The organism is Saccharothrix coeruleofusca (genome assembly GCF_017876325.1).
Lineage (GTDB): Bacteria > Actinomycetota > Actinomycetes > Mycobacteriales > Pseudonocardiaceae > Actinosynnema > Actinosynnema coeruleofuscum.
On sequence record NZ_JAGINV010000001.1, the window covers coordinates 4,304,115 to 4,325,553 of the forward strand.

The 21,439-nt window shown below is 74.2% G+C and carries 11 protein-coding genes; 4 read left to right on the forward strand and 7 right to left on the reverse strand.

What is annotated here, in order from left to right:
- The first annotated feature begins 72 nt into the window (after positions 1 to 72).
- The 3 genes from JOF41_RS18980 to JOF41_RS18990 are packed head-to-tail and all read left to right on the forward strand — an operon-like array spanning position 73 to position 3,183.
- The gene (locus JOF41_RS18980) at positions 73 to 1,248 is read left to right on the forward strand and encodes a PP2C family protein-serine/threonine phosphatase (RefSeq protein ID WP_189224933.1); all 1,176 of its coding nucleotides are present in this window, start codon (positions 73 to 75) and stop codon (positions 1,246 to 1,248) included.
- Positions 1,248 to 2,753 carry a sensor histidine kinase gene (locus tag JOF41_RS18985; protein ID WP_209620885.1) on the forward strand — a complete coding sequence of 502 codons (1,506 nt, stop codon included), beginning with the start codon at positions 1,248 to 1,250 and terminating at the stop codon, positions 2,751 to 2,753. Before JOF41_RS18980 ends, JOF41_RS18985 begins: the two co-directional genes overlap by 1 nt.
- Positions 2,746 to 3,183 carry a response regulator gene (locus tag JOF41_RS18990; RefSeq protein WP_189224931.1) on the forward strand — a complete coding sequence of 146 codons (438 nt, stop codon included), beginning with the start codon at positions 2,746 to 2,748 and terminating at the stop codon, positions 3,181 to 3,183. The genes JOF41_RS18985 and JOF41_RS18990 overlap by 8 nt, the downstream gene beginning before the upstream one ends.
- 41 nt (positions 3,184 to 3,224) lie before the next feature.
- On the opposite strand, the gene JOF41_RS18995 is transcribed toward JOF41_RS18990, so the two are convergent.
- Positions 3,225 to 3,500, reverse strand: coding sequence for a GNAT family N-acetyltransferase (locus JOF41_RS18995; protein ID WP_189224930.1), 276 nt, complete (start codon positions 3,498 to 3,500; stop codon positions 3,225 to 3,227).
- A gap of 35 nt (positions 3,501 to 3,535) precedes the next feature.
- On the opposite strand from JOF41_RS18995, the gene JOF41_RS19000 reads away from it, so the two are divergent.
- Positions 3,536 to 4,525: an LLM class flavin-dependent oxidoreductase gene (locus JOF41_RS19000; RefSeq protein ID WP_209620888.1), complete on the forward strand. Its 990-nt coding sequence runs from the start codon at positions 3,536 to 3,538 to the stop codon at positions 4,523 to 4,525.
- On the opposite strand, the gene JOF41_RS19005 is transcribed toward JOF41_RS19000, so the two are convergent.
- The 6 genes from JOF41_RS19005 to JOF41_RS19030 form a co-directional block, all read right to left on the reverse strand.
- Complete coding sequence (locus JOF41_RS19005) at positions 4,515 to 4,694, reverse strand: hypothetical protein (protein ID WP_189224928.1); 180 nt, start codon at positions 4,692 to 4,694, stop codon at positions 4,515 to 4,517. The genes JOF41_RS19000 and JOF41_RS19005 overlap by 11 nt on opposite strands.
- 166 nt (positions 4,695 to 4,860) lie before the next feature.
- Positions 4,861 to 5,691 carry an ABC transporter ATP-binding protein gene (locus JOF41_RS19010; protein ID WP_209620890.1) on the reverse strand — a complete coding sequence of 277 codons (831 nt, stop codon included), beginning with the start codon at positions 5,689 to 5,691 and terminating at the stop codon, positions 4,861 to 4,863.
- Positions 5,688 to 6,716 carry a FecCD family ABC transporter permease gene (locus JOF41_RS19015; protein WP_307867461.1) on the reverse strand — a complete coding sequence of 343 codons (1,029 nt, stop codon included), beginning with the start codon at positions 6,714 to 6,716 and terminating at the stop codon, positions 5,688 to 5,690. Before JOF41_RS19015 ends, JOF41_RS19010 begins: the two co-directional genes overlap by 4 nt.
- Positions 6,713 to 7,702, reverse strand: a complete 990-nt coding sequence (locus tag JOF41_RS19020) for an iron chelate uptake ABC transporter family permease subunit (protein ID WP_209620896.1) — start codon at positions 7,700 to 7,702, stop codon at positions 6,713 to 6,715. The genes JOF41_RS19015 and JOF41_RS19020 overlap by 4 nt, the downstream gene beginning before the upstream one ends.
- Positions 7,703 to 7,902: 200 nt before the next feature.
- Entirely contained in the window at positions 7,903 to 8,100 is a 198-nt protein-coding gene (locus tag JOF41_RS19025; RefSeq protein WP_209620898.1) for an MbtH family protein, read from the reverse strand.
- A complete protein-coding gene (locus tag JOF41_RS19030) occupies positions 8,097 to 21,380 on the reverse strand; it encodes a non-ribosomal peptide synthetase (protein ID WP_209620900.1) in 13,284 nt (4,427 codons plus the stop codon). The genes JOF41_RS19025 and JOF41_RS19030 overlap by 4 nt, the downstream gene beginning before the upstream one ends.
- Positions 21,381 to 21,439: the final 59 nt, after the last annotated feature.

A 21,439-nucleotide genomic window follows, 5' to 3' on the forward strand; every position in this document is an offset into this window, starting at 1 on the left:
GCGGGCGACACGCGCCGGGCAACGGTCGCCTGCCCGTCCCCGTCCTGATCCAGTTCGACTACTGTCCCGCACGTGCCCACGAGCGCCGTAGACCGCATCAGCGTGCTCCTCGTCGAAGACGACGAGGGGGACGCCGTGCTGGTCGAGGCCCTGCTGGAGGACGTCGGGGCGAACGTGGAGCTGCGCCGCGCGCGAACGCTGCGCGAGGCCAGCAGGCTCCTGCCCGGCTCCGACTGCGTCCTGCTGGACCTCGGCCTGCCCGACACCACCGGCCTGGACGGCCTGCTGCACCTGCTGGCCCAGCCGCACCCGGCGGCGATCATCGTGCTGACCGGCATGACCGACGAGCGGCAGGGGATGCGCGCGGTCGCCGCGGGCGCCGAGGACTACCTGGTCAAGGGCCAGGTCGACGGCGAGGCGCTGCTGCGCGGCATCCGCTACGCGGTGGGCCGCAAGCAGGCCGAGGAGACCCAGCGGCAGCTGCGCGACGAGCAGCTGCACGCGGCGGAGAAGACCCGCCTGGAGCGCGGCCTGCTGCCGTCCCCGATCCTGCACGACGACGGGCCCGACGTGCAGGTGCGCTACCGGCCCGGCGGCAGCCGGATGCTGCTGGGCGGCGACTTCTACGACGCGGTGGCCACCCCGGACGGCACGCTGCAGGTGCTCATCGGCGACGTGTGCGGCCACGGGCCGGACGAGGCCGCGCTGGGGGTGCTGCTGCGCATCGCCTGGCGCGCGCTGGTGCTGGCCGACCAGGAGCCCTCGCGGGTGCTGCGCACGCTGCACCAGATCCTGGAGCACGAGCGCCACCAGCCGGGCCTGTTCACCACCGCGTGCATGGTCACCATCTCGCCGGACCGCCGGTGGGCGCGGATCTACCTGGCGGGCCACCCCGAGCCGATGCTGCTGGTGGGCGACGAGGTGGTGGAGCTGCCGCGCGACCGGGCGGGTCTGCCGCTGGGCGTGCTGCCCGACAGCACCTGGAGCGGGCTGGACGTGCCGCTGCCCCCCGGCTGGAAGCTGCTGCTCTACACCGACGGCCTGGTGGAGGGCCGGGTGGCGGGCGACACCGAGCGGTTGGGCGCGGAGCGGCTGATCGAGCTGATCGGCCAGGTCCGCAAGGAGCGCCCGGACCGGGCGGGGCACCCCTCGTCGCTGCTGGACGCGCTGATCTCGAGGGTTAAAGAGCTCAACGGCGGGGAACTGGACGACGACATGGCCGTGCTGCTGATCTCGGAGAGTACTTGATGGACCTGCGCGCCCGCTGGCCCGCCAGCAGGTTGCTGGTCGCCGCCGTGGCGATCCTGATCATCGTGAGCGCGGGTGCCATCACCGGCATCGCGGTGGCCATGGGCAGCCTCAGCCAGGCGCGCGAGCGGCTGCTGGACCGCGTGGTCCCGGCCCAGCAGGCGGTGCAGGACCTGGACAGCGCGCTGATCAACCAGGAGACGGGCCTGCGCGGTTTCGCCATCACCGCGCACCAGGACTTCCTCTCCCCCTACCTGGACGGCCAGGACGCCGAGCGCCGCGCCGAGGACGAGACGCGGGCGCTGCTCGCCGAGATCCGGCCGGACCTGGCGGGCGAGGTCGACGCCATCGGCCGCTCGGCCACCGACTGGCGGCTGCAGTACGCCGAGGGCATCATCGCCCAGGTCCACCTGAGCGGGGCCGCGCTGCCCACGCTGGGCGACGTGACCCGCGGCAAGGAGCTGTTCGACCGGGTCCGCGCGGCCGTGGCGGACCTGCGGGGCGACCTCGACGCCGAGGCGCGGGCGGCCAGGCAGTCCCTGGACGAGGTGGCCGCCGAGGTGGTGTGGCTGTCGCTGGGGCTGGGTGTGCTGCTGGTGGTCATCATCGCGGGCGTGGCGGTGGTGCTGCACCGCATCGTGATCGCCCCGCTGGCGGTGCTGGCGGCGCAGGCGCGGAAGGTCTCCTCCGGCGACTACGCGCACGCGGTGGACGTGGCGGGCCCGCGCGAGACGGTGATGCTGGCCCACGACGTGGACGCCATGCGGCAGCGCATCGTCTCCGACCTCAAGGAGCTGCAGCGCTCCAACTCCGAGCTGGAGCAGTTCGCCTACGTCGCCTCGCACGACCTGCAGGAGCCGCTGCGCAAGGTGGCCAGCTTCTGCCAGCTGCTGGAGCGGCGCTACTCCGGCCAGCTCGACGAGCGCGGCGAGCAGTACATCCAGTTCGCCGTGGACGGCGCCAAGCGGATGCAGGTGCTGATCAACGACCTGCTGGCGTTCTCCAGGGTGGGCCGGATCACCCGCGAGCAGACGATCGTGGACTGCGACGACCTGGTGGCCCAGGTGGAGGACAGCTACTCCGAGGTGATCGAGCGGACCGGGGCCACCATCGTGCGGACCGACCTGCCCAGGGTGCGCGGTGAGGCGTCCCTGCTGGGCGGGGTGTTCGGCAACCTGGTCAGCAACGCGCTGAAGTTCCACGGCGAGGACCCGCCGGTGGTGCGCATCAGCGCCGAGCGCACCGGGGAGCTGTGGACGTTCACCGTCCAGGACAACGGCATCGGCATCGCGCCGGAGTACGCTGAGCGGATCTTCGTGATCTTCCAGCGGTTGCACCACAAGGACGACTACCCCGGCACCGGGATCGGCCTGGCGATGTGCCGCAAGATCGTGGAGTACCACGGTGGCACGATCTGGTTGGAGCCCGGCCAGGGGCCCGGCACGACCTTCAAGTTCACGCTGCCCGTCGTCGAGGAAGAGGAAACCGGGGACACCGATGAGTGACTCGCTGAACGTGATCGACGTCCTGCTGGTCGAGGACGACCCCGGCGACGCGCTGATGACGCAGGAGGCGTTCGAGCACCACAAGATCCGCAACCAGCTGCACGTCGTGCGCGACGGCGTGGAGGCGATGGAGTTCCTGCGCCGCGAGGGCGAGTACGCCTCGGCGCCGCGGCCGGGGCTGATCCTGCTGGACCTGAACCTGCCCAAGCGGGACGGCCGGGAGGTGCTGGCCGACATCAAGGCCGACGAGTCGCTGCGCACCATCCCGGTGGTGGTGCTGACCACCTCCGAGGCGGAGGAGGACATCCTGCGCAGCTACGACCTGCACGCCAACGCCTACGTCACCAAGCCGGTGGACTTCGACCGGTTCATCGAGGTCGTCCGGCAGATCGACGACTTCTTCGTGACCGTGGTGAAGCTGCCCCGCTGATCAGGCGCGGGTTCGGGGTCGGTCCAGCCCACCCGCGGGTACTACTCGTCGGTAACCTCGGCGAGTTCCGGATGTTTGGCCAGGTAGTCGCGGACGAACGAGCAGTCGGGGCGGACTTTGAGCCCGCGCGAGCGGGCGTCCCGCAGGGCGTGCCGGACCAGCTCGCCGCCCAGCCCCCTGCCCTCGACCGCGACCTCGGTGTGGGTGAACGCGATCACCCCGTCGCCCAGCGCGTAGTCGGCGAACCCGCCCAGCTCCCCGTCCAGGAAGACCTCGTAGCGGGAGCGGTCCGGGTTGTCGACGACAGTGGCCTTCATGCACCCAGCCTAATCGCGCGGTGCAGTATTGCGGAATGGACGTCTACCTGCTGATACTCGGCGACCACCTGCCCGACCCCAGCACCGGGCAGGCGGTCAGCGAGGCCGACCGGCTGCGCGCCGTCGTGGAGCAGGCGGTGGTGGCCGAGGAGGCGGGCTTCACCGGGGTGGCGATCGGCGAGCACCACTTCACCCGCTACATCGTCTCCGCGCCGGAGCTGCTGCTGGCCGCCATCGCCGCGCGCACCAGCAGGCTGCGGCTGTCCACCGGGGTCACCCTGCTGGCCCACCACGACCCGGTGCGAGTGGCCGAGGAGCTGGCCACGCTGGACGTGCTGTCCTCGGGCCGGGCGGAGCTGATCGTGGCGCGCGGGGTGTCCCAGCGCACCGACGCGGCCTTCGGCGTCCAGGACGACCTGCGGGCCCGGTTCGACGAGAACCTGCGGCTGCTGCTGACGCTGCTGGAGCGGCCGGGGGTGACCTGGCGGGGGCGCTTCCGCAGCCCGCTGGTGGACGTGACCACGGTGCCGCGGCCGGTGCAGCGACCGCGTCCCACGGTGTGGATCGGCAGCGGCTCGGCGGTGTCGGCCGACCTGGGGGTGGAGCTGGGGCTGCCGCTGATGCTGCCCAGCACGCTGCGCGACCCCGGCACGCACCTGCCGGTGGTGCGGCGCTACCGGGAGGCGCTGGGCGGGCGGGGACGGGTGGCGCTGCCCAGCCACGTGTTCGTCGCGCCCACCTCGGCGGAGGCGCGGCGGCTGTGGCGGCCGCACCTGTCGGCCTACGCGCGGTTCGCCCACCCGTGGCGCGGCGACGGCGGCGAGGTGGACGTGGACGCGCTCATGGCGGGGGCCGCCGTGTGCGGCGACCCGGCCGAGGTCGCCGAGCGGCTCAACGGGCTGGGCGAGCTGCTCGGCCTGGACGCCCACCTGGTGGTGGTGGACATCGGCGGGCTGCCGCACGCGGCGGTCCTGGAGGCGATCAGGCTGTTCGGCCAGGAGGTGCTGCCCCGGCTCACGACGTGACCGGTTGCAGTTCGCGACCGCTGGCCACGAAGTACTCCCAGGTGCGGCCCCGCTGGTCGGGCGGGGGCGCGCCATCGCCGGTGCGCAGTGGGTAGACCAGGCCGAAGGGGGTGGGCTGGTAGAACTCGTCGCCGCTGCGGATGTCGATCAGATCTCTCTTGTGGGCCATGGTCCTGCTCCTCGTCGAGCGGAACGGACGGTGTGGATGGGGACCCTGGGGTGCCCACTGCATCACCGACTTATGCACCGCACGGGTCGCGTAGACCTTTTCGTTACGCCACAAGGGATTTGTGACCCGATCGGAGCAGCGGGACCGCTGGCGGCGACACCACCGGTCAGTCCACTTGGGACAGTTGCGGAGCGGTTCCCCCGACCGCGACCCGCTGCCTGCGCAGCGGAACCACCAGCGGCGTGCCCGTCTCCGGGTCGTCGATCACCCGGCAGGGCAACCCGAACACGTCGCGCACCAGCTCGGCGGTGATGATGTCGGCCGGGTCGCCCTGCGCCACGATCCCCCGGCCGGGCTTCATCACGATCAGGTGGGTGGCGTAGCGGCACGCCTGGTTGAGGTCGTGCAGCACCGCCACCAGCGTGTGGCCCCCGTCCTCGTGCAGGTCCGCGCACAGGTCCAGCACCTCGACCTGGTGGGCGATGTCGAGGAAAGTGGTCGGCTCGTCCAGCAGCAGGATCGAGGTCTGCTGGGCCAGCACCATGGCCAGCCACACCCGCTGCCGCTGCCCGCCGGACAGCTCGTCCACCGGCCGGTCGGCCAGCTCCCGCACGCCGGTCAGCTCCATCGCCCGGTCCACCGCCGCCTCGTCCTGGACCGACCACTGGCGCAGCACCCGCTGGTGCGGGTAGCGACCGCGGGCCACCAGCTCGCCGGTGGTGATGCCGCCGGGCGCGATCGAGGTCTGCGGCAGCAGCCCCAGCAGCCGGGCGACGTCCTTGGAGCGGTAGGAGGAGATGGCCTTGCCGTCCAGCAGCACCGCGCCCGCGCGCGGCTTGAGCATCCGCGCCAGCGCCTTGAGCAGCGTCGACTTGCCGCACGCGTTCGGGCCGACGATGACGGTGAACGAGCCGTCGGGGACGGCCACGTCCAGCCCGGTGGCCACCACGCGCTCGTCGTAGGCCAGCGTGAGGTCCTCGCCCCTGAGCCTGGTCATCGGGTGCTCCCCTTCCGCCACTCGGTGGCCAGCAGCCACACCAGGTACAGCCCGCCGATCGCCCCGGTGGCGATGCCCACCGGCAGCGGTGTGGTCGGGAACAGCCGCTGCACCGCCAGGTCGCCCACCACCAGCAGCAGCCCGCCCACCAGCGCGGAGGCGGCCAGGCCGGGGCCGGAAGCGCCGGTGAGCCTGCGCGCCAGCTGCGGCGCGGCCAGCGCCACGAACGTGATGGGCCCGGCCACCGCGGTGGCCACCGCGGCCAACCCGACGGCCACCGCCAGCAGCGCCAGGCGGGTCCGCTCCACGTCCACGCCCAGGCCGGTCGCCGCGGTGTCGCCCATCTCCAGCAGCGCCAGGCGGCGGCCCAGCCACAGCGCGCACGGCAGCAGCACCGCCAGCGCGGCGGCGATGACCCGCACGTGGTCCCAGCCCCGGTTGTTCAGCCCGCCGACCAGCCACGCCTGCGCGGCCAGCGCGCCCTCCAGGGTGGCGCGGGTGATCAGGTAGGAGTTGACCGAGAGCATCATGGCGCTGACGCCGATGCCGATCAGCACCAGCCGGGAGCTCTGCACGCCCCGCTTGAGCGCCAGCAGGTAGACCGCGGCCGAGGTGAGCAGGCCGGTGACCGCCGACCCGGTGGCCACCGCCGTCATGCCGCCCTGGAACAGCACGATGACCGCGATCGCGCCGGTGGCCGAGCCCTGGGTGAAGCCGATGATGTCGGGGCTGGCCAGCGGGTTGCGCGACAGGCTCTGCAGGATCGCGCCGCTGAGCGCCAGCGCCGCGCCCACCAGCAGGCCGGTCAGCAGCCGGGGCAGCCGCAGGGTGAGCACGACGAACTCCGACGCGCCGTCGCCCTGCCCGACGAAGGTGCTCAGCACCTCGCCCACGGTCAGCGGGAAGTCGCCGGTGACCATCGTGGTCACCGCGGTCACGGCGGTCAGCGCGGCCACGGCCAGGCAGGTCAGCACGGCGCGCTCGCTGACCCGCAGCGAGAGCGGGCCGGTGCGGATGGTCTTCACAGCCGCGCCGGCTTCCTGCGCCTGCACAGCGCGATGAACACCGGCGCGCCCAGGAACGCGGTGATGATGCCGACCTCCATCTCCTGCGGCGCGATGAGCACGCGCCCGATGACGTCCGCGCCCAGCAGCAGCACCGGCGCCAGCACCGCGGAGTAGGACAGCACCCAGCGCTGGTCCGAGCCCGCGATCATCCGGGCCACCTGCGGCACGGCCAGCCCGACGAAGCCGATGGGCCCGGCCGCAGCGGTGCCCGCGCCCGCCAGCAGCGTGATCGCCAGCACGCCGAAGCCCTTGGTGCGGTTGGGGTTCGCGCCCAGCGCCTTGCCCGTGTGCTCGCCCAGCGCCAGCACGTTGAGGCTGGGCGCGAGCAGGAACGCGATCAGGATGCCGGGCAGGATGAACGGCGCGACCTGCCCGACGATCTCCAGCGTCCGCCCCGCCAGCGAGCCCACGTTCCAGAAGCGGAAGGAGTGGAACGTGTGGGCGTGGAGCAGCAGCACCGCGGAGATGAAGGCGTAGAGCACCGCGCCCAGCGCGGCGCCGCTGAGCACCAGCCGGTCCGGCCCGACCACGCCCCGGCCGGTCGAGCCCAGCACGTAGACCGCGACCGACACGACCGCCGCGCCCGCGAGCGCGAACCAGACGTAGCCGGTGGCCGAGGTGACCCCGAAGAACGCGATCGCCGACACCACGGCGGCCGCCGCGCCCATGTTCACCCCGAGCAGGCCGGGGTCGGCCAGCGGGTTGCGGGTCAGCGCCTGCATCAGTGCCCCCGCCAGCCCCAGCGCCGCGCCGACCAGCACCCCCAGCAGCGCGCGGGGGACGCGGACGTCGCGGATGATCGCCGCGTCGCCGGAGCCGTCGTCACGCAGCAGCAGGTCCCAGGTGGCGGTGAACGGGATGTTCTTGGTGCCGACCCAGAGGCTGAGCAGGACGACGAAGCCGAGCACGCCGACCGAGAGCGCCAACCCGATGCCCCGCCTCACCCGCACCTCCCCGTGTTTAGGCAAGGCTAACCGAAGACACCCCACCCCTGGGACGCCCCTCCCCGCGTCGGCAAGTACCACCCGCCCCCGCCCCCGAGGGCCGTCAACTACTACCGGGCCGTCGCGAACGCGCGGTTCGGGGTGCGCGAACGCTCAGTTCGCGGTGTCCGGGGGTTCGACTCGCGGGGGCGGGGCGAACGTCACCCGCGCAGGCTCAGGGGGCGCAGGTCGGTCCAGTGCTGCTCCACGTACGCCGCGCACGCCTCGCGCGTGTCCGGCCCGAACACCGCCCGCCAGCCCGCCGGGACATCGGCGAACGACGGCCACAGCGAGTGCTGCTCCTCGTCGTTGACCAGCACGTGGAAGCGGCCGTCGGGGTCGTCGAAGGGGTTGGTCATGGCGTGATCCTCCTGTCGGGGTCGGCGGTCGCCGCGCGCAGCTCCTCGTGCAGCGCGTCCGCCCACCGCTGTGCGGTCGTGCGGTCGAACAACTCGGTGGCGTAGACCAGGTAGCAGGGCACCGGACCGTCGCCCTGCGGTTCGTAGAAGCTCAGCGCCAGCTCGGCGGGCGTCGTCCCGGTCGGCACGGCGTCGAGGACGCCGACCCCACCATCCAAAGTGGACAACACCGCCTTCTCGTGGTGGATCAGCAGGACCTGCGGCGTGACGTCCAGCGGCACGTCGGCGTGGTCCAGCGCGGCCAGGTTGGTGGCGCGGACTCGGGACAGCAGCTCGGTGTAGCCGGGCTCGCCCGCGGTGTCGGTGCGCAGCACCACCGTCGTGGCGAACGAGCCCACCAGGTCGGCCAGCGCCTCCTCGCCCCGCCCGGCGGCGAGCGCGCCGATGGGGATGTCCGTGCCGTACCGGCTGAGCACCGCCGCCAGCGCCGCCTGGACCACCATGAACATGCTGGTGCCGGTGGAGGCGGCCAGGCGGTCGATCGCCTCGTGCAGGTCGGCGGGCAGCTCCAGCGCGATGGTGTCGGCCCGGTACGGACCGGCCCGCCACGGTCCCCGGTAGGGCAGCGGCAGCTTGGGCAGGTCGCGCAGCACCTCCCGCCAGTACGCGCGCTGCTCCTCCCCCACCGCCTCGACGACCTCGCTCGCCCACAGCGTGTAGTCCGCGTAGTTCACCGGCAGGTCGGCCCACGTGGGGGCCTCGCCCGCGCGGCGCGCGGCGTAGGCGTGCTGGAGGTCGCGGAACAGCGGCACCACCGACCACTCGTCCACCGCCAGGTAGTGCATGGTCAGCAGGAGCGCCTGCGCGCCGCCCGCGTCCACGACCAGCCGGGCGCGGACGGGCGGGTGCGCGGACAGGTCCACATCCTCCTGCGCGAACGCGGTCAGGGCGTCGTCGAGCACGTCGACGCGCACGACTTCCAGCGGTGGCGCGGCGACGGGCCGTTGCAGGCCGCCGTGCACCACGGTGCGCAGCGGCTCGTGGCGGGCCACCACGTCGGCGTGGGCGGCGGTCAAGGCGGGCACGTCGAACGGCTCGGCCGCGCGCAGCGCCAGCGCGTGGTCCCAGCGCGTGCCGCCCCGGCCGCGCTGCACGGGGGCCACCGGCAGGTCCACCGGGCGGTCGAAGCGGCGCAGCCGGGGGCGGCGCGAGGACGCGCCGGAGAGCCTGCCCGCCAGGCCCGCGACGGTCGGCGAGTCGAACACGTCGCGCAGCGCCAGGTCCACGCCGAAGACCGCGCGGATCTTGCCGACCAGGCGCATGGACGCCATCGAGTGCCCGCCCAGGGAGAAGAAGTCGTCGTGGATGCCCGGCGAGACCCCGAGGACTTCGGCGAACAGCTCCGCGATGGCCTTCTGCTCCGGGGTGACCGGCCGGTCGTCGCCGGTCAGCGCCGACCAGTCCGGCTTGGGCAGCGCCTTGCGGTCGAGCTTGCCGTTGGGGGTCAGCGGCAGCGGCCCGTCGAGCTGGACGATAGTCGCGGGCACCATGTACTCGGGCAGCCGCTCGGCCGCGAACGAGCGCAGGTCGTCCTCGGTGGCGCCGACGACATAGCCGACCAGGCGGGTGATGTCGCCCTCGCGGTCGGCCACCACGGCGGCCTGAGCCACGTCCGGGTGCCTGGCCAGGGCGGCCTCGATCTCGCCCAGCTCGACGCGGAAGCCGCGGATCTTGACCTGGGTGTCCACCCGCCCCAGGAAGTCCAGGTTGCCGTCGGCGCGCCAGCGGGCCCGGTCGCCGGTGCGGTACATGCGCGCGCCGGGCGGGCCGAACGGCGAGGCGATGAACCGCTCCGCGGTCAGGCCAGGCCGGTTGAGGTACCCGCGGGCCAGACCGCGCCCGGACACGTACAGCTCCCCCACCACGCCGGGCGGCACCGGGCGCAGGCGCGCGTCCAGCACGTAGACCGTGGTGTTGGGGTCGGGGACGCCGATGGGCACCGCGGTGTCCCAGCCGGGTCGGGCCTTCCACAGCGTGGAGTTGACCGTGGCCTCGGTCAGGCCGTAGGCGGCCAGCAGGTTCAGCCGCCCGGCCCAGCGGCCGATGACGTCCGGCGGCACGGTCTCGGTGCCGACCAGGATCGTGGAACCCGCGGGCAGCTCGCAGTCCGGGGGCAGCGCGGAGACCAGCGACGGCGGCAGGATCATGTGCGTGATCCGGCGCTCGCGCAGGAAGTCGGTCAACGCCGGGCCCGCCACCCGCACCTCCTCGGGGGCCAGCACCAGCCGCCCGCCCCCGCACAGGGCCATGGCCAGCTCGAACACCGACACGTCGAAGCCGACCGAGGCGAAGTGCAGCACCCGGCTGTCGGCGGTCAGGCCCATCCGGTCGACCGCGGTGGCCACCAGGCTGGCGATGCCCTCGTGCGGCACGACCACGCCCTTGGGGCGGCCGGTGGAGCCGGAGGTGTAGATGACGTACATCGCCGAGTCCAGGCCCTGCGGACCGGCGTCCACGGCGGACTCGTCGAGAGCGGCCAGTTCCGCGACCACCTCCGGGGAGTCCAGCAGCAGCGCGTCGGCGGGCACCGGCGCGTCGGTGGTGGTGACCACCAGCGCGGCGGCCGAGTCCTCGATCATGTAGGCGATCCGGTCGGCCGGGTGGGACAGGTCCAGCGGCAGGTAGGCCGCGCCGAGCTTGAGCACCGCGAGCACGGTCGCCACCATGTCCGCCGACTTGGGCACCGCCACGCCCACCACCGACTCCCGGCCGATGCCGCGCGCGGCCAGCAGCCGGGCGATGCGGTTGGACCGCGCGTCCAGCGCGCGGTAGCCGACCGAGCGGGCGCGGTCGACCACCGCGACCGCGTCCGGCCGCTCCGCCACGCGGCGGGCGAACAGGGCGGTGAAGGTCTCCTCGGGCACCGCGCGGGCGGTGTCGTTGAACTCCTCCACCACCCGGCGGCGCTCGTCGTCGGTCAGCAGGTCCACCGCGCCGACCGGAGCGTCCCGGTCGGCCAGCACGGCGCGCAGCAGCGCAATCAGCCGCTGTCCCAGGCGCTCGGCGGTGTCCCGGTCGAACAGGTCGGTGGCGTACTCCAGGCGGCAGCCGATCGGGCCGTCGACGTGCTCGGTGAAGCTGAACACCAGGTCGAACTTGGCCGTGGTGGTCCGGTGCTCCTGCCACTGGACGGCCAGGCCGTCGAGGGCGAAGGCGTCGCCGCCCCGGCTGTGGTAGCCGACCATGACCTGGAACAGCGGGTTGCGCGCGGCCGAGCGGACCGGGTTGAGCCGGTCCACCACCGCCTCGAAGGGCACGTCCTGGTGGGAGAACGCGGCGAGGCTGGTCTCCTTCACCCGCGCCACCAGCTCGGCGAAGCTCGGGTCGCCGGTCAGGTCGGCGCGCAGCACCAGGGTGTTGACGAAGAAGCCGACCAGCTCGTCGAGTGCCTCGTCGGTGCGGCCCGCGATCGGCGCGCCCAGCGGGACGTCCTCGCCCGCGCCCAGCCTGCTCAGCAGGGCGGCCACGGCCGCCTGCAGCACCATGAAGGTGCTCGCGCCCGTCGACTGCGCCAGCGCCCGCACCTGCCCGCACAACTCGTCGTCGAACGCGATCTCCAGGTCCGCGCCGCGGAAGGACGGCCGTGCGGGGCGGGGGCGGTCGGTGGGCAGCTCCAGCTCCTCCGGTGCCCCCGCCAGCGCGCGTTCCCAGTACGCCAGCTGGTCCTCGCCCACCACGTCGAGCAGCTCCCGCTGCCACACCGTGTAGTCGGCGTACTGCACGGACAGCTCTGTCCACTGTGGAGCGTGTCCGGCGCGGCGGGCGCAGTACGCCTCGGCGAGGTCGCGCAGGAACGGCCGGTCCGACCACTCGTCGGTGGTGATGTGGTGCAGCAACACGACGACCAGGTGCCGGTCCTCGGCCAGGCGCGCCACGGTCACCCGCAGCGGCAGCTCGGCGCTCAGGTCGAACGGCCGGTCCACCTCGCCCGCGACGATGGCGGGCACCTCGTCCTCGGTGGCCTCGCGCACCACCACGACGGGTTCGGCCTCCGGCAGCACCCGCTGGAACGGCACGCCGTCCCGCTCGCCGAACACGGTGCGCAGCGCCTCGTGCCGTGCCACGACGTCGCCGAACGCGGCGCGCAGCGCGGGCACGTCCAGGTCGCCGTGCAGCCGGAACACCAGCGGGAAGTTGTAGGCCGCCGAGGTCTGCTCCATCTGCTGGATGAGCCACAGCCGCTGCTGCGCGTGCGACAGCGGCAGCTCCTCGGGGCGCTCGACCGGCCGCAGCACCGGCCGCGACGACGGCGCGCCGCCCGCGCGGGCCGCCAGCTCGGCCACGGTCGGCGCGTCGAACAGGTCGCGGATGGCCAGTTCCGCGCCCAGCGCGGTGCGGGCCCGGCTGACCAGCCGGGTGGCCAGCAGCGAGTGGCCGCCCAGGTCGAAGAAGTTGTCGTCCACGCCGACCGATGCCACGCCCAGCACCTCGGCGAACAGCCCGCACAGCACCTCTTCGGCGCGGGTGGCCGCCGCGCGCGAGGCGGTCGCGCCGGTCACCACCGGCGCGGGCAGCGCCCGCACGTCCAGCTTGCCGTTGACGGTCAGCGGCAGCGCGTCCACCGGCATGATCGCGGCGGGCACCATGTAGTCCGGCAGTGCGGCCTTCAGGCGCTCCTTGAGCACCGCCGGGTCGACCTCGGACACGACGTAGCCGATGAGCCGCTTCACCCCGCCCGGACCCGCGTCGACCACCACGGCGGCGTGGGTGACGCCGTCCTGGCCCGCCAGCGCGGCCTCGACCTCGCCCAGCTCCACCCGGTAGCCGCGGATCTTGACCTGGTCGTCGGTGCGGCCCAGGAAGTCCAGGTTGCCGTCGGCGCGGGCGCGCACCAGGTCGCCCGTGCGGTACATGCGCGAGCCGGGCGGGCCGTAGGGGTCGGCCACGAACCGCTCGGCGGTGAGCGCGAACCGGTCGTGGTAGCCGCGCGCCAGGCCGACACCGGCGATGTAGAGCTCGCCGGGCGCGCCGGGCGGCACCGGGCGCAGGTGCGCGTCCAGCACGTAGGCGCGGGTGTTCCAGATCGCCTTGCCCACGGTCGGCGTCTCACTGTCCTGTGTGGACGCGCCGAGGGTGTTGATCGTGTACTCGGTGGGACCGTAGAGGTTGTAGCCGTAGGTGCCGGGGGTGTCGCGCAGCCGCCGCCACACCGAGTCCGGCACGGCTTCGCCGCCCAGCAGCACCAGCGCGGGCACGTGCCCTTCCAACAGCCCTTCCTCGATCAGCAGCTGCGCGTAGGTCGGCGTCACGTTGACCACGTCGACCCGGTGCTCGTCGCAGTAGGCGACCAGCGCGGCGGCGTCGCGCCGCAGCTCCTCGTCGCAGATGTGCACCTCGTGGCCCTCCACCAGCCACAGCAGCTCCTCCCACGACATGTCGAAGGCGAAGGACACCGTGTGCGCGATGCGCAGCCTGCGCCCGCCCGCCGCGGCGATGGCGGGTGCGAAGATCGCCCGCTGGTGGTTGAGCTGCATGTTGGTCAGCCCCCGGTACGGGGTGACCACGCCCTTGGGCCGCCCGGTGGACCCGGAGGTGTAGATGACGTAGGCCGGGTGCTCCAGGGAGAAGCGCGGCCACTCGGCCACCTCGGGCGCGGGCGGCAGGTCCTCCACGCACAGCGCGTCGGGCACCAGCCCGACCGACGCGGTGGACAGCACGCACAGCGGCCGGGTGTCCTCGACCATCATCCGCAGCCGGTCGGCCGGGTGGTCCAGGTCCAGCGGCAGGTAGGCGGCCCCGGTGCGCAGCACCGCGAACAGCGCCACCACCATCTCCACCGAGCGCGGCAGCGCCAGCGCCACCACCCGCTCCGGGCCCGCGCCGCGGTCGCGCAGCACGGCGGCCAGGTGATCGACGCGCCGTCGCAGTTCGGCGTAGGTCAGCCGCTGCTCGCCGAAGACCAGCGCGGTCTCGTCGGGGGTGCGCTCGGCCTGCGCGGCCAGCATCTCGGCGATGGTGAGGTCGACCACGGGGTTGGCGCTGGCGTCCCACTCGGCCTCCAGCGTGGCGCGCTCGTGCTCCGGCAGCACGTCCAGCGCGCCCAGCAGCGCTTCCGGCCGGTCGACCAGCCGTTGCAGCACGGTGGTGTAGCGGGCCAGGACGGCGCCCGCGGCCTCGGCGGCGAACAGGTCCGGCCGCGCGGCCAGCGTCACGCGGGTGCGCTCGCCGGGGGTGATGATGAGGGTGAGCGGGAAGTGCGTGCCGTCCACATTGGACACGCCGAGCACGCCGTGCGCCCGGCCCAGTTCGGCGAGCCGTTCCTCGCCGTCGCCGGTGCGCAGCACGAACAGCGTGTCGAACAGCTGCCGGTGCCCGCTCTCCCGCTGGATCTCGCCCAGGCCCACGTGTTCGTAGGACATCAGCGCGGTGCGCTCGGCCTGCACGCGCCGCAGCAGCTCCAGCACGGTCTCGCGCGGGTCGACGGCGATGCGGGTGGGGATGGTGTTGAGGAACATGCCGATGACGTCCTCGACGCCGTCGACCTCGACCGGGCGGCCCGCGACGGCGGTGCCGAACACCACGTCGTCCCGCCCCACCTGGGCGGCCAGCACCAGCGCCCAGGCGACGGTGAACAGGGCGTTGGCGGTGACGCCGTGGGCACGGGCGCGCTCGCGCAGCCGGTCGGTCAGCGCCACCGGCAGGTCGGCGTGGAACTCGGCCGGGATGACCGGCTCGCGGGTGCGGTCGACCGGGGCGACCAGGGTCGGCTCGGCCAGGCCGGACAGCGCGGCGCGCCACGCCGCCAGCGCGGCGTCGTGGTCCTGGCGGGCCAGCCACGCCAGGTAGTCGCGGTAGGAGCCGGACGCGGGCAGCGGCGCCTCCCGGTCGCGGTAGAGCTCCAGCAGCCGCGCCAGGAACAGCCACGCCGACCAGCCGTCCCACAGGATTAGGTGGTGGGTGATGACCAGGCGGTCGCGGCCGTCGGGCAGGCGCAGCACCAGGAACCGGAACAGCGGCGGGGCGGCCAGGTCGAACCGCTCGCGGCGGTCGGCGGCCAGCAGGGCGGCCACCTCGGCCTCGTCGGCGACCGCCACCTCGCGCAGCGGGATCTCCGGGGCAGGGGCGATGAACTGCACCGGCGCGGGCACGCCGTCGCTGGTGAACCCGGCGCGCAGGCTGGGGTTGCCCGCCAGCAGGGCGTCGCCCGCGCGGCGCAGCCGGTCCAGGTCCAGCCGCGCGGCGAAGTCCATCGTCTCCTGCGACAGGTAGACGTCCAGCGCCCCGGTGTCGTAGCTGGAGTGGAAGAACAGACCCTCCTGCAACGGCGACAGCGGCCAGGCGTCCTCGTGCGGCGGCAGCGCCCGCCGCTGCTGGTCGGTCAGCTCCAGCAGCGGCGCGTCGTGGTCGACCTCGGCGGTGTCGACCCGCAGCGCGGCCAGCGCGGCGACGGTGCGCAGCTCGAACACGTCGCGCGGGCTGATCTCCACGCCGGCCCTGCGAGCGCGGGTGGACACCGCGATGGAGGTGATGCTGTCGCCACCGAGCGCGAAGAAGTCGTCGTCCACGCCGATCTCGGGCGCGCCGAGCACATCGGCGACGATCCCGCACAGGACGCGCTCCCGCTCGGTGACCGGTGCTCGGCGCTGGGCGGGCGCGGCGGCGGGCGCGGGCAGCGCGTTGTGGTCCAGCTTCCCGCTGGGGGTCAGCGGGAGTTCGGCCAGCGCCACGAGCGCGTGCGGGGTCATCGCGGCGGGCAGCGCCTCGGCGATGCCCGCGCGCACCGCGGTCAGGTCCACGTCCTCGGGCGTGACGTAGGCCAGCAGCTGGTTGTCCCGCGCTATCACCGCGGCGCGGGCCACGCCGGGCTGCCCGCGCAGCGCGGCCTCGACCTCGCCCAGCTCGATCCGGTTGCCGCGCACCTTGACCTGGCGGTCGGTGCGCCCCAGGTAGACCAGGGCGCCGTCGGCGCGGCGCAGGACCAGGTCGCCGGTGCGGTACATCCGGGAGCCCGGCGGGCCGAACGGGTTGGCCACGAACCGCTCGGCGGTCAGCGCGGGCCTGCCGTGGTAGCCGCGCGCCAGCTGGACGCCCGCCAGGTACAGCTCGCCCGGCACCCCGGCCGGGACCTGCCGCAGGAACGGGTCCAGCACGTGCAGCTCGGTGTTCCACACCGGGTGGCCGATCGGCACGGACACCTCGGGCGCGCCGTCGTGCTCGAAGTGCGTCACGTCCACCGCGGCCTCGGTGGGGCCGTAGAGGTTGTGCAGCGGCACGCCGGTCAGCTCGCGCCACCGGGCCGCCACCTCCCCGGTCAGCGCCTCGCCGCTGCTGAACGCCCGGCGCAGGCTCACCGACCACGCCGGGTCGTCCAGCACCTCGGGCACGCCGAGGAAGGCCGCCAGCATCGACGGCACGAAGTGCAGCGTGGTGATCCGCTGAGCGCGCGCCAGCTCGGCCAGGTAGGCCGGGTCGCGGTGGCCGTCGGGCCGGGCCAGCACGACGGCCGCGCCCTGGCACAGCGGCCAGAAGAACTCCCACACCGACACGTCGAAGCTCGACGGCGTCTTCTGCAGCACGCGGTCCTCGGCGGCCAGGCCGTACCGGTGCTGCATCCACGCCAGCCGGTTGACGATGGCGCGGTGGGTGACCACCACGCCCTTGGGGCGGCCGGTGGACCCGGAGGTGTAGATCAGGTAGGCCGGGTCGTTCGGGCGCGGCGCGACCGGTTGCGCGTCCGATAGCGCGGCGTCCGGCGCGTCGAGGTCCGCGCAGTCCTCCGGCCGCACCACGGTGGTCGCGCCGGAGTCGGCGAGCATGAACTCGATCCGGTCGGCCGGGTAGTCCAGGTCCAGCGGCAGGTAGGCGGCGCCGGACTTGAGCACGCCCAGCAGCGCCACCACCAGCTCGGCCGAGCGCGGCACGGCCACGGCGACGACCTGCCCCGCGCCCCGCGCGCGCAGCCTGCGGGCCAGGACGTCGGAGCGCCGGTCCAGCTCGGCGTAGGTCAGGCGGTGCTCCTCGAACACCACCGCCACCGCGTCCGGCGTGCGGGCGGTCTGCTCGGCGATGCGGCTGACCAGCGTGCCCTCGGGCACCTCGGCGCGGGTGGCGTTGAGCGCGGCCAGCCACTCGGCTTCGGCCCGCGACACCAGTTCCAGGCCCACCACCGGCTGGTCGGGGTCGGCCGCGAACGCCTCCAGCAGCCGCACCAGGCGGTCGGCGATCCGCGCCGCCTCGTCGTCGGGGAGGCGGTGCTTGAGCCGCAGCTCGATCCGCTCGCCGGGCAGCACCACCAGCGCCAGCGGGTAGTGCACCCGGTCGCGCACCTCGACGTCGGTGACCACGTCGGGGAAGTTCTCCACCACCACGAGGGTGTCGAACAGCTCGCCGTGGCCCGCCGCGCGCTGGATCTCCGCCAGGCCCAGGTGCTGGTGCTCCAGCAGCGCCGCCTGCTCGTCCTGCAGCCGGGCGAAGGCGCCCGCCAGCGTGTCCGAGGCCCGCCACCGCTGCCGCACCGGCACGGTGTTGATGAACAGGCCGACCGCCGACTCGATGCCCGCCACCTCGGCGGGCCGTCCCGCGACCGTGCTGCCGAACACCACGTCGGCGCGGCCGGTCAGGCCGCCCAGCAGCAGCCCCCACGCGCCGTGCAGCACGCTGCCCAGGGTCAGGCCGCGCCCGCGCGCCGCGGCGACCAGCCGCGCGCTCGCCTCCCCGGACAGCACGACGCCGTGCTGGGCGTGCCGGTCCGACGGCGCGGCCACGAGCACGGTCGGTCCGTCCACATCGGACAGCGCGGCGCGCCACGCGGCGCGGGCGGCGTCCCGGTCGCGGCCCGCGAGCCAGGCGAAGTACGCGCGGTGCTCGGGCGCGTCCACCGGGTGCCCGTCCAGCTCCCGCCGCAGCAGGCCGACCGACCAGCCATCAACCAGGATGTGGTGCAGCGTCAGCACCAACCGGTCGCCCACCGCCGCGGCCCGCATCAACGGCGGGCGCTCCAGGTCGAACCCGTCCGCGCGTTCGGCGGCCAGCACCTCCTCCAGGTCGGTGCAGGCGTCGTACTCGCGCCACGGCAGCCGCGCCGACTCGGGGATCACCTGCACGACCCGGCCGCGCGCGCTCTGCGCGAACCCGGCCCGCAGCGCGGGGTGCCGGTCCAGCAGGGCCTGCACCTCGTCCCGCCGGACCGGCCTGCCCAGCGACAGGACCTCCTGCACCACGTAGGAGTCGTCGGTGTCGAAGCGGGCGTGGAAGAAGAAGCCCTCCTGCAGCGGCGCGGCGGGCAGCACGTCGTGCCCGGCGAACTCGGCGCGCAGCTCGGCGTCGACCAGCTCCACCCCGGCGAGGTCGGCGGTCCGGTCCGCGGCGGGGGCGGCGGCGCGGGCGACGGCGGCCAGCGCGGCGACCGTGCGGTGCTCGAACACCTCGCGCGGGGTGATGACCAGACCGGCCTCGCGGGCTCGTGCCACCAGCTGCGTCGCGACGATGCTGTCGCCGCCCAGCTCGAAGAAGTTGTCGTGCACACCGGGGGTCAGGCCCAGCACCGCCGCCATCGCGTCGACCAGCGCCCGCTCGGTCGGGTTGGTGGCGGGCGCGTCGCCGCCCAGCGCGGTCCAGTCCGGCTCGGGCAGCGCCTTGCGGTCCAGCTTCCCGTTGGGCGTCAGCGGCAGCGGCCCCGCGACCGGCACCACGACCGAGGGCACCATGTACTCCGGGAGCGCGGCGGCCGCGTGCTCCCGCGCCGCGGCCGGGTCCACGCCGCCGACGACGTAGGCCACCAGGCGCTTGACGCGGCGGTGGTCCTCGCGCACCAGCACCGCGGCCTGGGCGATGTCCGGGTGCCCCATCAGGGTGCTCTCCACCTCGCCGGGCTCGATCCGGAAGCCGCGGATCTTGACCTGCCCGTCGGCGCGGCCCAGGAAGTCCAGGTTGCCGTCGGCGCGCCAGCGGGCCCGGTCGCCGGTGCGGTACATGCGCGATCCCGGCTCGCCGAACGGGTCGGCCACGAACCGCCCGGCGGTCAGCGCGGACTGACCGAGGTAGCCGCGCGCCAGGCCGCGCCCGCCCACGTACAGCTCGCCCTCGACGCCCACCGGGACCGGGCGCAGCGCGGAGTCCAGCACGTAGCAGCGGGTGTTGGGGTCCGGCACGCCGATGGGCACCGGACCGGTCCAGTCCGGCCGCGCCGCCCACAGCGTGGAGTTGACGGTGGCCTCGGTCAGGCCGTAGGCGGCGACCACGCGCATCCGGCGCGCCCAGCGGGCGATCAGCTCGGTCGGCACGGTCTCGGTGCCCACCACCAGCACCGCGCCCTCGGGCAGCTCGCACTCCGGCGGCAGCGCGGCCACCAGCGACGGCGGCAGGATCATGTGGGTGGCGCGGTGGTGGTTGACGTAGGAGGTCAGCTCCTGGCCCGCGACGCGGCGGTGCGAGGGCACCACGATCGCCGTACCGCCCACGCACAGCGACATGCACAGGTCCCAGACGGCCACGTCGAAGCCGACCGAGGCGAACTGCACGACGCGGCTGTCGGGGGTGATGCCGATGCGGTCCAGCGCGGTGGCGATCAGGCTGCCGATGCCCTCGTGGGTGACCACGACGCCCTTGGGCCTGCCGGTGGAGCCGGAGGTGTAGATGACGTAGGCGGCCTGGTGCAGCCCGATGTCCAGGCCGAGGTCGCCCGCGTCGTCGGGCAGGTCGAGCCGGGTTTCCGGGGTCAGCACCAGCGCCGCGCCCGAGTCGGCGACCATCGCCGCGACCCGCTCGCGCGGGTGGTCGGCGTCCAGCGGCAGGTAGGCCGCGCCCGCCTTCATCACCGCCAGCAGCGCCACCACCAGCTCGACCGACCGGGGCAGCATCACCCCCACCACGTCCTCGTCCCGCACGCCGCCCGCGCGCAGGGCGCGGGCGAGCCGGTTGGCCGCGGCGTTGAGCTCGGCGTAGGTCAGCTGCTCGTCCTCGCAGACCACCGCGACCGCGTCCGGGGTGCGGGCGGCCTGCCGCTCGAACGCGGCGGGCCAGGTCAGCTCCTCCACCTCGCGCGGCGAGCTGCCCATCTCCAGCAGCGCCGCGCGCTCCCCGGCGTCGACCAGGTCGATCCGCGCGATGGGCCGGTCCGGGTCGGCGGCCAGCACGCGCAGGAAGCGCCGCTCGTGCTCGGCCAGCTCGGCCTCGGCGCACACCTCGGCGTTGGCCTCGAAGGTGATCGCCGTCGTGCCGTCGACGCGCCGCACGAACGAGGTGCTCAGGTCGTTGACCGGGCCGTGGGAGAGCACGTTGAGCTCGGTGTCCAGGCCCTCGAACACCAGGCCCTGGCCGAAGCCGAGGTAGTTCACGGTGGGGCCGACCAGTTCCGCGACGCCGTCGCGCAGGCCCAGCTCGCGGGCCAGGTCCTCGCCCCGGTAGGCGGTGTGCGGCAGCACGGCCCGGATCTCCCGGTCCGCGTCGGCGGCCAGCTCGGCGAGGGTGGCCTCCGGGCGCACGGTCAGCCGCAGCGGCAGCACGGTGGAGACCATGCCGGGGGTGGTGCGGTCGGCCTCGCCCAGGCGGCCGGTGACCGGCAGGCCGAGCACGACGTCGTGCGCGCCGCTGACCCGGTGCGCGTAGGCGGCGACGGCGGCGATGGCCTGCCGCGAGTTCGGCGAGGCGGGCAGCTCGACGGTGCGCCGCAGGACCCGACGCGCCTGGCCGTGGGCGCGCGGCACCAGCCGGACCGGCTCGGGCCGGTCGGCCATCCGCGCGTGCCAGAACTCCCGGTCCGCCTGGCGCGCCGGGGAGTCCCGGTAGGCCAGGTCGGCCTCGACGAGCACTTCCAGCGGTCGCGGGCGGTGCTCGTCGGGCCGGGCGTAGAGGTCGCGGGCGCGCTCGGTGAGCAGGACGCAGCCGCGCGCGTCCATGACCAGGTGGTGGTAGCGCTGGTACCACAGCACGCGGTCCGCGCCGACGCGCAGCAGCGCGTGGTGGAACATCGGCCCCTCGGCGACGTCGACGAGCCGGGCGAGGTCCCGCTCCATCCAGGCGCGCGCGTCGGCGAAGGACTCGAAGTCAAGGTCGGTGAGGTCGGTGGAGACCGGCACGGGCTGCTGCCCGTGCCGGGTGAACCGGACGTGCAGCGCCCCGGTCTCGGCGATGGCCTGGCGCACCGCCGAGGCCAGCCTGCCGAAGTCGACCGGCCCGCGCAGGTCGAGGTACCAGCCCACGTTGTAGACGGGGTTGTCCGGCTCCAACTGCTGGGCCAGCCGGACTCCGCGCTGGGCGGCGGTCAGTGGCAGGGTCGTCATCTCAACCTTCTCCGGCTCGTCCGTTCCTCACCCGCGCACGCCGGGGGTGGGGTGCCCGG